Annotated in this window: 14 protein-coding genes and 1 other annotated feature (1 of these 15 running past the window's edge); of the genes, 6 read left to right on the top strand and 8 right to left on the bottom strand. The window is 30.1% G+C overall.

Annotated features, from left to right (window positions below; genetic code table 11):
- Window positions 1-164 (bottom strand) — a binding site (T-box leader); it reaches 63 nt to the left of the window's first position.
- 202 nt (window positions 165-366) lie between these two features.
- Window positions 367-1,047, bottom strand: coding sequence for a spore cortex-lytic enzyme (gene sleB, locus BD821_RS03045; protein WP_104409306.1), 681 nt, complete (start codon window positions 1,045-1,047; stop codon window positions 367-369).
- A 319-nt stretch (window positions 1,048-1,366) separates the two neighbouring features.
- Between sleB and BD821_RS03040 the strand changes: the two genes are divergently transcribed.
- Window positions 1,367-3,196 (top strand): YgiQ family radical SAM protein, encoded by a 1,830-nt coding sequence (locus BD821_RS03040; RefSeq protein ID WP_104409247.1) that lies wholly within the window; start codon window positions 1,367-1,369, stop codon window positions 3,194-3,196.
- A 63-nt stretch (window positions 3,197-3,259) separates the two neighbouring features.
- Here BD821_RS03040 and BD821_RS03035 read toward each other — a convergent pair whose 3' ends face one another.
- Window positions 3,260-4,141 (bottom strand): YegS/Rv2252/BmrU family lipid kinase, encoded by an 882-nt coding sequence (locus BD821_RS03035; protein WP_104409246.1) that lies wholly within the window; start codon window positions 4,139-4,141, stop codon window positions 3,260-3,262.
- A 246-nt stretch (window positions 4,142-4,387) separates the two neighbouring features.
- Here BD821_RS03035 and pssA point away from each other — a divergent pair, with 246 nt between their 5' ends.
- Complete coding sequence (pssA, locus tag BD821_RS03030) at window positions 4,388-4,900, top strand: CDP-diacylglycerol--serine O-phosphatidyltransferase (protein WP_029452479.1); 513 nt, start codon at window positions 4,388-4,390, stop codon at window positions 4,898-4,900.
- 16 nt (window positions 4,901-4,916) lie between these two features.
- On the opposite strand, the gene BD821_RS03025 is transcribed toward pssA, so the two are convergent.
- From BD821_RS03025 to BD821_RS03010, 4 genes are all read right to left on the bottom strand, one after another.
- Complete coding sequence (locus BD821_RS03025) at window positions 4,917-5,393, bottom strand: hypothetical protein (RefSeq protein WP_185158320.1); 477 nt, start codon at window positions 5,391-5,393, stop codon at window positions 4,917-4,919.
- Window positions 5,394-5,634: 241 nt separating this feature from the next.
- Window positions 5,635-6,510, bottom strand: a complete 876-nt coding sequence (gene sdaAA / locus BD821_RS03020; RefSeq protein WP_029452477.1) for an L-serine ammonia-lyase, iron-sulfur-dependent, subunit alpha — start codon at window positions 6,508-6,510, stop codon at window positions 5,635-5,637.
- 1 nt (window position 6,511) lies between these two features.
- Window positions 6,512-7,192, bottom strand: a complete 681-nt coding sequence (sdaAB, locus tag BD821_RS03015; protein ID WP_104409245.1) for an L-serine ammonia-lyase, iron-sulfur-dependent subunit beta — start codon at window positions 7,190-7,192, stop codon at window positions 6,512-6,514.
- 48 nt (window positions 7,193-7,240) lie between these two features.
- On the bottom strand, window positions 7,241-8,899 hold the full coding sequence (locus BD821_RS03010) for a nucleoside kinase (RefSeq protein WP_104409244.1): 1,659 nt from the start codon (window positions 8,897-8,899) through the stop codon (window positions 7,241-7,243).
- Between the two features lie 130 nt (window positions 8,900-9,029).
- On the opposite strand from BD821_RS03010, the gene BD821_RS03005 reads away from it, so the two are divergent.
- The 3 genes from BD821_RS03005 to fba all read left to right on the top strand — a co-directional run bounded on the left by BD821_RS03005 (window position 9,030) and on the right by fba (window position 11,197).
- Complete coding sequence (locus tag BD821_RS03005; protein ID WP_104409243.1) at window positions 9,030-9,707, top strand: DUF421 domain-containing protein; 678 nt, start codon at window positions 9,030-9,032, stop codon at window positions 9,705-9,707.
- Between the two features lie 8 nt (window positions 9,708-9,715).
- Window positions 9,716-10,096 carry a DUF4363 family protein gene (locus BD821_RS03000; RefSeq protein ID WP_104409242.1) on the top strand — a complete coding sequence of 127 codons (381 nt, stop codon included), beginning with the start codon at window positions 9,716-9,718 and terminating at the stop codon, window positions 10,094-10,096.
- 171 nt (window positions 10,097-10,267) lie between these two features.
- Window positions 10,268-11,197 (top strand): class II fructose-1,6-bisphosphate aldolase, encoded by a 930-nt coding sequence (gene fba / locus BD821_RS02995; RefSeq protein WP_104409241.1) that lies wholly within the window; start codon window positions 10,268-10,270, stop codon window positions 11,195-11,197.
- A 68-nt stretch (window positions 11,198-11,265) separates the two neighbouring features.
- On the opposite strand, the gene BD821_RS02990 is transcribed toward fba, so the two are convergent.
- Entirely contained in the window at window positions 11,266-12,303 is a 1,038-nt protein-coding gene (locus BD821_RS02990; protein WP_104409240.1) for a nucleoid-associated protein, read from the bottom strand.
- 94 nt (window positions 12,304-12,397) lie between these two features.
- Entirely contained in the window at window positions 12,398-12,895 is a 498-nt protein-coding gene (locus tag BD821_RS02985) for a DUF6106 family protein (RefSeq protein WP_104409239.1), read from the bottom strand.
- Window positions 12,896-13,024: 129 nt separating this feature from the next.
- On the opposite strand from BD821_RS02985, the gene BD821_RS02980 reads away from it, so the two are divergent.
- Complete coding sequence (locus tag BD821_RS02980) at window positions 13,025-13,585, top strand: class IV adenylate cyclase (RefSeq protein ID WP_029452469.1); 561 nt, start codon at window positions 13,025-13,027, stop codon at window positions 13,583-13,585.
- The last annotated feature ends 123 nt before the right edge of the window (window positions 13,586-13,708 follow it).

Here is a 13,708-nt window from a genome sequence, read left to right as displayed (position 1 = left end):
ACTAATATGCTCTATCGCTATAACGGGCGCTACCGAAAAACCGTACTTAAATTTCAGGTCTCTACTCCAAAGGGCACTTCACATAAACTCCAGTAGGAATATCTCACCACAATTCCCTCTCTACAACCTTTATATATGCTACTTTCCTTCTTCAACGTATTTCCGAGTATCTTGATATGAATTATACTACTATTATATTACCAATTAAGAAATTGTCAACCCTATTTAATAAATATATTTTATTATTTCTTATTGATTTATGTTAATATCCTAATATACCACATATGATTAAATACATTTAAGGTAAACCTGTTATTTAATTTAAATATAGGTTTACCTTGTTATTGGCCAAAAAATAATTTCTATCTAACTACAGAATCTATGTTTCCCTATAACTTTTATTAAAGGCCTAGACCATATCCATTCATTAGTGGCTGTATTAGGATTAAAATAATAAACAGCTCCTCCAGATGGATCCCATCCATTTAAGGCATCTCTTGCTGCGTTAATAGAGTTTTGCTCCATGTTAGCATTAACCTGACCATCTACTATAGCTGTAAAAGCTCCAGGTTGATACACCACACCTGCAATAGTAGATGGAAATCTAGAGTCCCTAGTCCTATTCATTATAACAGCCCCTACTGCCACCTGCCCTTCATAGGGTTCACCTCTAGCCTCTCCATTTATGAGTCTTGCCAAAAGCATTACGTCTTGATTATTATAATTTTTTGAAGAATTATCCTGGTTAGATGCGGGTGCGCTCACTATTCCTAAAGCTGCTAAAGTAGCGTCACCTACAACCCCGTCTACATTAAGACCATTTTTCCCTTGAAACTTTTTTACTGCGTTATAGGTTTGGTATCCATAAATTCCATCTGCAGCTCCACTATAATATCCCCACCTTTTTAAACGGCTTTGTATATCCGTAACTACATTCCCTTTAGAACCATAGCTATAACTAATTGCACCTGCCTCTTTATAACTTATAGGTAACACTAAAGATGAAATATAATATGTACTTAAAATCATTATTATATATAGCACCATATATTTACCTTTGAATACTCTTTTAAACAAAATAACCTCCTCCTTTCTCTTAAGGTTATTTTGTTTCATAATAGAGAAATTAATACATCTTTAATGATAAAAAAATAATTTCATTGATATTGTTTTATTTTCTAATAATTATAACTTAGATTTCCCACAAAATAATTTTATTAAATCCACCTATATATAATTATAAACTAGCCAGTTCTTTATCTTTGTTTGCTATTATGATAATATAATTCTATATTTCAAACTATAATCAAACTTAAATTTATAGTTTAAACTAATATTTCAAATTAAGATTGGAGTTATGTTTTATATGGAACTTGCAAAAGATTTTTTGCCTATATGTAAAGATGATATGAAAAATAGAGGAATAGATCAGTTAGATTTTATAATAGTTTCTGGAGATGCCTATGTGGATCACCCATCCTTTGGTACCGCAATAATAGCTAGGACTTTAGAATCCGATGGCTTTAGCGTTGGTATAATAGCTCAACCTGATTGGCACAATTCAGATGATTTCAAAAAACTAGGTAAACCAAAGTATGCCTTTCTTGTAAACTCAGGAAATATAGATTCTATGGTTAACCATTATACTGTAGGAAAAAAGAAAAGAAGAGATGATCTTTATTCTCCTGGAGGAATCGGTGAAAAAAGGCCAGATAGAGCTGTAATAGTTTATACAAATAGGGTAAAAGAAGCCTTTAAAGACGTACCTGTAATTATAGGTGGCATTGAAGCTAGTCTTAGAAGATTTGCCCATTATGATTATTGGGATGACAAAATAAGAAAAAGCATTATATCAGATTCTAAAGCTGACCTTTTAATTTATGGTATGGGAGAAAAAACAGTACTTGAAGTAGCCAACCTTTTAAGATATGGCATGGATATTAAAAACATAGTAAATGTACGGGGTACAGTGTATCAAACTAAGGACATATCAACGCTAAAGGACTTTATAAAAGTTTCTTCTTTTGAAGAAGTTTCTACTTCTAAAAAGGCTTATGGCGAAAACTTTAAATTAGAATCCTATGAACAAGATCCTATAAGAGGTAAGACTATAGTAGAGCCTAGCGGTGACAAATACATAGTCCAAAATCCTCCACAATATCCTTTAACTGAAGTAGAAATGGATGATTCTTATAACTTACCTTACAAAAGAACCTATCACCCTATTTATGAAGATAAAGGCGGTATACCTGCTATAAAGGAAGTTGAATTTTCTATAACTAGTCATAGGGGTTGCTTTGGCTCTTGCTCTTTTTGTGCTCTTACCTTCCACCAAGGAAGAATGATACAAAATAGAAGTTCAGAGTCTATTGTAAATGAGGCTAAACTTCTTACATCTTTAAATGGATTTAAGGGATATATTCATGATATAGGTGGCCCAACAGCAAACTTCAGACATAAATCTTGTAAATTACAAGAAGAACACGGTACTTGCAAGACTAAGCAATGTATGTTTCCAAAGCCATGTAAGAACTTAATTATAGATCATAAAGAATATTTAAGTGTTTTAAGAAACGTTAGAGAATTACCTGGGATAAAGAAAGTATTTATTCGCTCTGGCATAAGATACGACTATCTGATTTATGATAAAGATAAAGAGTTTTTTGAAGAGTTATGTAAATATCATATAAGCGGTCAGTTAAAAGTAGCACCAGAACATGTAAGTAATAAGGTATTAAAGCACATGGGAAAGCCTACAAAAGAAGTTTATAATAAATTTGCTAGTACCTACTTTGCAATTAATAAAAAGATAGGTAAAGACCAGTATCTAGTTCCTTACCTTATGTCTAGTCACCCTGGAAGTGATCTTAATGCAGCCATTGAGCTTGCCTTATATATAAAAGAAATGGGATATACACCAGAGCAGGTTCAAGATTTTTATCCAACTCCTGGAAGTCTATCCACTGTTATTTATTATACAGGTATAAACCCTCTTACAAATGAGGATGTATATGTTCCAAGAGATATGAAAGAAAAGAATATGCAAAGAGCCCTTTTACAATTTACCAAGCCTGAAAACTATAAATTAGTCAAAGAGGCTTTGATAAAAAGCAACAGAGAAGACCTTATAGGTAAAGATAAAAGTTGCCTAATAGGATGGAATGAGCCCCGAAGGATTAAATATAAAAAAAGATAAAAAAAGAGTGTAGACTTAGAATTATATAATTCTTTTTGCCTACGCTTTTTTATTTTTTCTTAATTATTTAATTCCTAGAACTTTAATGCCATTATGAATACATTCTATAGCTAATGGGAAATTCGGTCCCCTTTCACCATCTATATCTGTAACTATATTTTCATCACATTCTATTTTTATTTTATCACTCTTAAAATAAACAATAGAATTTTGACCTTCTAAATGCTCTCCTCTCATAATTTTTATGAAAAGAGGAATTAAATCTTTTAATGGAACTGCTTTTATAATTATAACATCTAGAAACCCATCGTCTATTTCAGCTTTATAAGCTAAATTAAAACCACCTGCAGTTTGACCATTAAATACTAACATAAGGTACATATCTCCATGAAACTTTTCTTCTTTTGATTCTACTTTTATGTTAATCTTTCTAAAGTTAGGTAATTGCTCTATTCCTTTAATGTAATAAGCAAGCTTACCTATAGTATTTTTAACATTTACATCTGTCTTTTGTGAAACATCAGTAAATAGACCAGTACTTGCAACATTTATGAAGTACTTGTCATTAATTTTCCCTATATCCATAGATTTAGGTGTACTAGATAATATATCTTTACAGGCTTTCTCAACATCTTCAGACATACCTATAAACTTTGCAAAATCATTTGCTGTTCCAACAGGTAATATTGCAATAGGTAAATCTATGTTCTTTTGTTTCATACAATTGACAACTGTATCTACAGTGCCATCTCCACCAGCTATAATTATATACTGATAACTTTCATCCAAATCTTCAAAAGCTTTTTCTATATCTGTATCATAGCTTATCCTATATGGAATCACTGTGTATCCTTTTTTTTGGTGAGTTTTTATAACAGTATCTAGATCTTTTAATATAGCATTCTCACCAGAAAAAGGATTGTATATAAACTTCACATTTTTCATTTTTATACCTCCTAGTTTTTTTAGAAAACTATATTTTGATTATAGCATTTAATATATACACTGTCGACAATATAAGATTTTAAAGTTCATATATCTTAAAAGTTGTATTTTATATTATCAATAATCAGTTAATGATTTAAGTAATAGCTTATATAATAACTAGTATATTACAAAAATTATAGCCAAAAAGAAAGATTTAAGCTATAATTATGAGGTATTCATATATGTTTTGGGGGAGGATTAATAGTGAAAAAAAGTTTTTTGCCTAATTTGTTTACTTTTGCAAATTTAGGTTTTGGTATCATGTCCTTATTAATGAATTTTAGAGGTGACTATAAATTAGCCTGTATATTCATAATCATTGCAGGTTTAATAGATAGGTATGATGGTACAATAGCTAGAATGCTTGATGTATCTAGTGATCTTGGTAAACAACTAGATTCTTTATCAGATCTTGTATCTTTTGGAGTAGCGCCTTCTATGTTAGCATATAATATGTATAATTTTATTGATTTAGGTATCTTAGGATATGCTATATTAATAATATTTCCAATTTGCGGTGCATATAGACTGGCTAAATTTAATTCTGTAGAGTTTAAAGGATTCTTTTCAGGTATACCTATTACAGCCGCAGGTTGTATTATGGCCCTATTTGGTCTTTTAACTTTAAAAGGTGAAATAAATTTTATTTTACCAACACTTTTAATGTCTATATTATCTTATTTAATGATAAGTAATATAAAAATAAAGAAAATATAATCTAAAAAAGATATTACTACTCTTCTTTAGTGTTAGTAATATCTTTTTTTTGATTTGCCTTTTCTGTTCCCTTTTCATTTCTTTTTTCATCTTTTTCTGTAGCCTTGCCACCACTACCTTTTAAACGAAGTTCCGGAAATCTTACTTTTCCCATCCCCTCATTATTATATTTATACTCATAATTATCATCTATCTCATCTAAAATATACTGTGTATTAATTTTACTTTTCAATACTTGAGATTTAATCCTACAATAATCAAGGTAGCAGTCCTCACAACATTCTAATGTATCAATTATATTTCTAATTAAATCATTTAATTCATCAGCAGTTTTCAAAGCCTCTTTTATTTGCTTCTTTTCTACTAATGCAACTCCATTTAGTTCATGAGCTCCACCCACCATTGCTCTATAGGATGTTACAAGCTTACAAAGTATATCTACCAAGTTATTCATATCTGCATAATGGCTTTCTATTAAAGATCTATTACCCAATATACCACCTGCTTTTTAAATACTCTTATATAAATATATTGCTTAATATTTGCGTTAATTACTTAATCCTTTTTTAATATTAAAATCCCTCTAGAAATCCTAGAGGAATTTAAAATTTATATGCTACTTCATCTGTAAACACTTCTTTTTTATTATTTCTTTTTAATTGATTTGAATTCCAAAAAAGGTACTCTCTTGATAAATTATTCAAGAGAGTACTTTTTGTTACCTTTAACCTATATTATTCTCCAAGGATTTGTTTCTTAAGTTCTATACCTGTAGGAGTAACTGCAAGACCACCTAAAGCTGTTTCGCGAAGTTCACAAGGCATACTCTTACCAATCTTATACATGGCTATTACTGTATCATCAAAAGGAATCTTACTTTCTACCCCTGACATTACTAGATCTGCTGCTGCTAAAGCACTTACAGCCCCTGATGCATTTCTTTTTGCACAAGGGACTTCTACAAGTCCCGCAATTGGATCACATACAAGGCCTAATATGTTTTTTATTACAATGGCTCCTGCATGAAGACTCATAGCTGGGCTTCCACCCATCATTTCAACTGTAGCTGCTGCTGCCATAGCTGCTGCTGATCCACATTCTGCTTGGCATCCACCTTCTGCTCCTGAAAGAGTAGCATTTTGAGCAATTATAAGACCTACTGCTGATGCAGCAAATAGACCCATTACCATTTCTTCTTCACTTTTATTTAAAGCTTCTCCAGCAGTTATTATAACGGAGGGAATTATACCACAAGAGCCCGCTGTAGGCGAAGCTACTATCCTACCCATGGATGCATTAACCTCAGAACAGGATAATGCTCTTGCCATAGCTTTACCCATAATGTTCCCTGTTAAGGAATTTCCTCTTTTTAGATATTCATTAACCTTAAAAGCATCTCCACCTATAAGTCCACTTACAGACTTTGTTACATGTGTTAATCCGTAAGATGCTGATTCTTCCATTACTTTAAGATTTTTCAACATTTTATTCATCACAGTTTCTCTATCCATTTCTGACTTTTCCATTTCGAATCTTACAGCATATTCACTTAAACTTATGTTTTCTGTGTCACATATTTCTATTAATTCTTTTCCTGTATTTGCAAACATGTTATACACCTTCCTTTATGGGGTTAATAGCTCTAACGCCTATAACATTTTCTAATGCCTTTATTTTTTCTATTCCACTTTTAGGTATTATATTATCTGTTTCAAATATCATAGTAGCCTCAGATCCTTTTTTACTTCTAAACACACTCATAGATGCTATATTAGTTCCCTCTTCATAAATTAAAGAAGTAACCTTTGAGATTAGACCTAAAACATCAATATGTTTAACTATAAGAGTTGGATATTCACCTGTAAATTCAAGTTTTTCTTCATCTACTTCTAGTATAATTATATTACCCCCACCTATAGATGATCCCATAACTGTAACTAAATTATCATCTTTAAGTTTAATTAAAAATTTAACTGTATTAGGGTGAACATCTCCTAAATCCGCTTCTCTAAAACTTACCTTGATATCCTTTTCTTTTGCTATGTCCAAAGAATATCTAAGTTTTTCATCATCAGGGTCCATACCTAATATTCCAGCAACTAAAGCTCTATCTGTACCATGGCCTTTATAGGTTTTAGCAAAAGAGCCATGTAACAAAAATATAACTTCTTTTATTTCAGGTCCTGCTATTATTGAAGCTATTTTTGCAAGTCTTGCGGCTCCTGCTGTATGTGAACTGGACGGGCCTATCATTATTGGCCCTAGTATATCAAAAACTCCAAATCTACTCATGTAATCACCTTATCCTCTTCATCTTTAGTTAATCATAAATATATTTCTCTAGTATTTATAAAACCAGCTTCCTCCAATAAATTCTCTTAATATTGAATTCTCTGGCACCATATTTGTATCTACTTCTTTAAAGAAATTTAAAAAGCTTATAAGTCTTAATGCTTCATAATATACAGGACTATCATCATTTATCTTTGAAAGTTCTTCTATTGCATACTTTTTAAGCACACATAATTCATATACTAATGTAGAATTAAACATAACATCTGCCTCTTCTTGAAAGGTAAATATATTCTTTTCTTCTCCCCTTCTTATAGAAGCCCACATGGAAAGGGTATTTTCTCCACTGTAACCCCTTGATAAAAGGTCTCTTACTATCCTTCTTATCATCCTAACATCTGTTGTTGATATTCTATTATGATTATCAATATTTAACTGTGTAAGAGCGCTTATATATATCTTAAATTTATTGTTAGGATTTATTGATTCAGTGAGTTTATCATTAAGACCATGTATTCCTTCTATTATTATGATTCCATTTTTAGGCATGCTCACTTTATTTCCTGCCCACCTTCTTTTTCCTTCCTTAAAATCAAAGGTTGGTACACTTATTTCTTCCCCTCTTAGTAATTTATTTAGATCTTTATTAAAAAGTTCCAAATCTAAGGCCTCTATAGATTCAAAATCATAATCTCCATTTTCATCTTTAGGGGTAAGTTCCCTATCAATAAAATAATCATCTAATGAAATTGGAACAGGTATATAACCATTTACTCTAAGCTGTATGGCAAGTCTGTTTGCAAAGGTAGTTTTACCTGATGATGTAGGACCCGCTATAAGTACTATTTTGGCTTCTTCTTTTTCACTTATCATATCAGCTATATATGCTATCTTTTTTTCATGAAGTGCTTCTGCCACCCGTATAAGCTCTAAAATTTCTCCACTTTTAACCTTATCATTTAAAGCTCCCACATCTCCAATTTCCAAAATGCTATTCCACTGTTCAGTTTCTGCAAATATTTTTGCTAATTTCTTATGTTCTACAAACTTAGGTATCACTTTAGGATTATTTGATTCTGGAAATCTTAATATAAACCCTGGCTTATAATAAATTAGTTCAAAAATTTGTAAAGCACCTGTAGAATATACCATTGGTCCATAAAAGTAATCATATCTACCATCTAGCTCATATAGCTTTACCTCTTCATTATCTATGCTTCTAAGAAGTCTAAGCTTATCTTCCATACCATACGATTCAAATATCTTAGCTGCCTTTTCTTTAGTAACGGAAACCTTATTTATAACCATATCCTTATCTATTATTTCTTTCATCCTTTTTCTTATGGCTATTAAATCCTTTTCATTTAAGGGATCTTTTTTATCAATCTCTCCATATATTCCTTTACTAAGAGAGTGTTTTATATTTACCTTTGATTCTTCAAATAGATCATATACTGCTTTTATCATAACAAATTGAAGACTTCTGGCATAGGTTTTAGCTCCTATATCACTATCTAGCTTTACTATTTCAAACCTTCCACCTTTTTCTAATTTCGTATTAAGTTCATAATAATCCTTATCTATTTTAGCTAATAAAGCTTCTTTTGTATAGTCTAATTTATAAGTATCAATTACTTTTTTTATAGTTGTACCGCTTTCAACTAAAGCTTCTTTTCCATCAATAAAACACAAGTTAATATCTCCCATATATTGATTCCCCTTTAGCTTATATTTAATCTTAAATTCAAATACCATTATACTTCATAAAATTTGTTTTTGCATATAGCTTATAATTTATATTTTTTTTGACAACATATATATATAAGGAGGCGCTTAAATGTTTATAGTATTTTTTAGAACAATTATATTATATGTCTTTGTTGTAATAACTATGAGGCTTATGGGAAAAAGACAGATAGGTGAACTGCAACCCTTTGAACTTGTTATAACAATTATGGTATCAGAACTTGCTGCTTTGCCTATGCAAAATGCTGGAATACCCATAATTCACGGAATAATACCTATCATAACACTTTTAACATTGCAGGTAATACTTTCAGAAATACAACTTAAAAGTGATAAATTTAGAAGCTTAATAGATGGAAGGCCAAGTATACTTATAAAAAATGGCAAAGTAAACATAGATGAATTAAAAAATCAAAGATTAAGCATAAATGATCTTTTAGAAGAACTGAGAATAAAAGGTGAATTAGATATAAGTGACATAGCCTATGCCTTAATTGAAACTGATGGTCAAATGTCCATTATAAATAAACATCAACATGATAACGTAAAAAGAGAAGACTTAAATATAAAGGAGGAACAGATAAGTCTACCAGTACTCTTAATTTGTAATGGCGAAATAAAAGAAGATGGTCTTGATTATTATAAAAAAGATGAAAAGTGGATAAAGGATATTCTAACTAAAAATAATATTAATTCTGAAAAGGAAGTCTTTATTGCATTAATGGATTCAAAAGGAGAATTTTTTTATCAACTAATGAAAGAAAGGTGATAAATTTTATGAGGAACATGATTATATCCTTCTCACTTTTTGTGGTAATGATTTTAACTATGATCTTTTCTATAGGATATTTAAATAAAACCTGTAAGTCACTTCTTGAAGATTGTGATAAACTTGAAGAAGATATCGCTGCTGAAAATTGGAATAATATCTATGAAGATAGCATAGATTTTCTTCATAAGGTTCAAAAAGACTCTAAACCATTATCAATTTTCATAGATCATCAAGAATTAGATAATATGTCAAATGAACTTTATAAGTTTACCCAATACACTAAATGGGAAAACAAGGAGGAGGCTTTAGCAAGTCTTCACGTGGTAAAATTTTATATTAATCATATACAAGAACTTCAAAAAATTAATGCACAAAACATATTTTAGCTAAATCCCTTTAAAAATTATACAAATAGTTTATAATTTAAGTATAGAACTTTTATATACATTGTTTTATAATGAATATATGATAAAGTGTCCCAGTGGGACAGTTTATATCCCTTAAGTAATATATCAATATTAATTGATATATTTAATTAATGAAAGGTGGTTTTTTTTATGGCATTAGTTACAACTAAAGAAATGTTTAAAAAAGCTTATGAAGGCAAATACGCAATAGGAGCTTTCAATATTAACAATATGGAGATAGTTCAAGGAGTAATGAGAGGTGCTAAAGCTAAAAACTCTGCTGTAATACTTCAATGTTCAACTGGAGCTATTAAATATGCAGGTCCTGAATATTTAAAGGCAATGGTAGAAGCTTCTGTAAAAGAAACTGGAATAGATGTTGCACTTCACTTAGATCATGGTCCAGATTTAGATTCAGTTAAACTTGCAATAGCTAGTGGATTTACATCCGTTATGTTTGATGGTTCTCATTATGATTATGAGGAGAACGTTGCAAAAACTATAGAAGTTGTTGAATATGCACATAGCCGTGGAGTTGTTGTAGAAGCTGAACTAGGTGTTCTTGCAGGCGTTGAAGATGATGTTAAGAGCGACGTTCATGTATATACTGACCCAGATCAAGCTGTAGATTTTGTTAAAAGAACTGGTGTAGATTCTTTAGCTATAGCAATAGGCACAAGTCACGGAGCATTTAAATTTGCAGGAGAAGCTAAATTAAGATTTGATATACTAGAAGATATCCAAAAGAAATTACCAGGTTTCCCAATAGTTCTTCATGGTGCTTCAGCTGTAGATGCAAAAGTTGTTGCAACTTGCAATGAATTTGGTGGAAACATAGCAGGATCAAAGGGTGTCCCTGAAGATATGTTAAGAAAAGCAACATCAATGGCTGTTTGCAAAATTAACATGGATACAGATTTAAGACTTGCAATGACTGCTGCTGTAAGAAAAACTTTTGGAGAAGATCCAAAAGAGTTTGACCCAAGAAAATATTTAGGTGCTGGAAGAAACGCAGTACAAAAAACAGTAGAAGATAAAATAGAATTTGTTTTAGGATCTACTGACAGTATGAATAAATAATAATAAAATACAAAAATGGTGGTACTACCCTTAAGGGAAAGTACCACCATTTTTATATAACTTTGCTGCTACTTTTCTATATAATTAATTACATGTTTAATAACTATATTTATACTTCCGTCACCATTTTTCTTAATCTCAAACCTGTCTTTATCATGATAAGCCTCTTCACTTAAATATAGATCAATATCTTTATCTATTTTAAGCCTTGTTCGTTTAAGTTTTTTATCTACCCACTGTTTATCTATAGTTACTGTATCTTCTATGCCTTGAGCTTCTACAAATTGAACAAAGCTTTCTTTTGCTAAAGGCTCTTCTTTAAATAGTTCAGTAGATAGATCTTCAACATTAATGGTTTCTTCTTCTCTTAATTTCTTTTTTACAGTAGTTCTTATTGTTTCTGCCTTACCTGCATTTTCACTTACATTGTTTCTAGTCCAGTTTTCTGTGGCATTTAATAAGTTTTTAGTCATATCTCTTTCATTATCTACAAGGCTACAGCCTAGATAATTAGAAATAAAATAGTTAGAACCATACTGCTCTTTTTCCTTAGATTTACTTTGCTTATCTAAAACCATAAGATGGAACTTTTCATCTTCTCTTATAGGCTTAATAAAAGCACATTTTTGAATCTTTTGACCGCTAGATGGAAGTCCTGATGTTTGAGATACTATATTTATATCTATATCATTTTCTTTAAAGTCTATTTTATGCACATAGTTTTTTATATAATCCATCTTCAATATGGCAAGCATTGGACTATATTCTGTAGATATTGATACCACTATAAGGTCACAAGATGGAACATTTCCATTAGATTTCATTAATGTGAAGAGTTGATTTGCAATGTCATGAGACACAGTTACTATATCATTTTCTCCATTTAAATATTCTTGTGCTGACTCTTTAACTATGTTTCTTCCAGAATTAAATACAGCATACTTAAGCTCTTCATCTTTTAAAAGCTTTTCCATATGTTTTAATAAAAACTTATATATTTCTTCATTTAAATCTAAAATAAAAGAATTAAGAAGCGGCTCCCCAGCATTATTGTCTAGAATGTGTATTATAGCTTCATTTATGTGTATATCATTAATATATTCCATGTATTCACCAACCTAGTATATTTTAATTATGCTTTTCAAATCCATTTTAATATAGTAATTAGTAACAATAACAAGCTTTCTATTTTACCATGTACTATGACTTTTTAATAGCTCTAGGATTATACTTAAATGCTAAATTCAAAATCTTTTCATCTGGAGCAAATTTTATCATTATAGTCTCTGCTCCCTTATTTAATATTGCTACAAAAATTTCTCCATTATAGTTTGGAGGATATAAGTTTATTACCTTATTTGGTTTATTAATAAAATCCTTTATGTACTGACTATTATACTTAGCTATAATTTGTGCGTCCTTTACATTAAAATTTATTATTCTTTTTCTCTTTTTCATTTCAAATATCTTATCTATATCTATCTCCCCATTTGTAAATATGTATTCATACTCAATAAAAAGGTTTTTCTTAAAGAAAAATATTCCTACAGCAATTAATTCAAAAATTATAAATAAAGAAAACTTACCTAGTATAAGACCTGCTACTCCTAATATTACAATTAAGTACATTAATACATTTGCTACTTTATAAGCAAAGTGCTTTTTAGTAGTTAATAATTGTTCATAAAAATTATCCATACCCTATCCCCTTTTTCATCTTATGTAAAGACTCATTAACTCTTTTATTTCCCATAAAAATATAGATATTTACAATAAAGTATTATATCATAATATGTAATACTTTTAAACAAAGGAAGGTTGATAAGAATGAAGGAACTAGAAACCAAAATATTAGATATTGATTTAGATGAGGTACGAAATAAAATAAAATATTTAAATCTTGAAAATGTGAAATGTGAAAATCAGGTAAATAACTTGTTTGACTTCCCAAATAAAACTCTCTTAGCTAAAAAAGGTTACGCTAGAGTGAGGTTTGTAGAGGATTTATTAAATAATAAAGTTGTATATTATATGACCACAAAAAAGATGATAAGCCAAGACAAATTTAAGGTAATGGAAGAGGTTGAAATAGAAGTTAGTGATGGAGAGGAGGCTATTAAATTATTTGAATCTTTAGGCCTTGAACTTGTAGGCTCCGTAAAAAAGTACAGAGAAAGTTATAGATATAAAAATTCTTTAATCGAAATAGATATAAACGATAAATCTTTTTGCCCTTTTCCATATATAGAAGTTGAAACTTCTACTGAAGAAGAGTTAAAAGAGGTCGTAGAACTTTTAGGTTATACCATGGAAGATACCTGTTCAAAAACTATATACGACATATTAAATGATAAGGGTATAACACCTAAATCTCCTTTGGGAATCTAATTTTTATTCCATAACTCATCACTTAGGCTTCCTAAATAAAATAATTTAACCACCTTTATGTACCGATACACAACTTTACATTTCAATATATAATTGACTCTTATTACATAGTACAATGTATAT

This window comes from Clostridium algidicarnis DSM 15099 (assembly GCF_002934235.1).
In the GTDB taxonomy this organism is placed as follows: Bacteria; Bacillota; Clostridia; order Clostridiales; family Clostridiaceae; genus Clostridium_L; species Clostridium_L algidicarnis.
This window is presented reverse-complemented; position numbering and strand designations above follow the sequence as displayed.

What these genes read in the sequence shown, in the direction of transcription:
- sleB (WP_104409306.1), bottom strand. Translation starts at nt 1,047, where the DNA reads ATGGTGCTATATATAATAATGATTTTAAGTACATATTATATTTCATCT.
- BD821_RS03040 (WP_104409247.1), top strand. Translation starts at nt 1,367, where the DNA reads ATGGAACTTGCAAAAGATTTTTTGCCTATATGTAAAGATGATATGAAA.
- BD821_RS03035 (WP_104409246.1), bottom strand. Translation starts at nt 4,141, where the DNA reads ATGAAAAATGTGAAGTTTATATACAATCCTTTTTCTGGTGAGAATGCT.
- sdaAA (WP_029452477.1), bottom strand. Translation starts at nt 6,510, where the DNA reads ATGTTTGCAAATACAGGAAAAGAATTAATAGAAATATGTGACACAGAA.
- sdaAB (WP_104409245.1), bottom strand. Translation starts at nt 7,192, where the DNA reads ATGAGTAGATTTGGAGTTTTTGATATACTAGGGCCAATAATGATAGGC.
- BD821_RS03010 (WP_104409244.1), bottom strand. Translation starts at nt 8,899, where the DNA reads ATGGGAGATATTAACTTGTGTTTTATTGATGGAAAAGAAGCTTTAGTT.
- BD821_RS03005 (WP_104409243.1), top strand. Translation starts at nt 9,030, where the DNA reads ATGTTTATAGTATTTTTTAGAACAATTATATTATATGTCTTTGTTGTA.
- BD821_RS03000 (WP_104409242.1), top strand. Translation starts at nt 9,716, where the DNA reads ATGAGGAACATGATTATATCCTTCTCACTTTTTGTGGTAATGATTTTA.
- fba (WP_104409241.1), top strand. Translation starts at nt 10,268, where the DNA reads ATGGCATTAGTTACAACTAAAGAAATGTTTAAAAAAGCTTATGAAGGC.
- BD821_RS02990 (WP_104409240.1), bottom strand. Translation starts at nt 12,303, where the DNA reads ATGGAATATATTAATGATATACACATAAATGAAGCTATAATACACATT.
- BD821_RS02985 (WP_104409239.1), bottom strand. Translation starts at nt 12,895, where the DNA reads ATGGATAATTTTTATGAACAATTATTAACTACTAAAAAGCACTTTGCT.
- BD821_RS02980 (WP_029452469.1), top strand. Translation starts at nt 13,025, where the DNA reads ATGAAGGAACTAGAAACCAAAATATTAGATATTGATTTAGATGAGGTA.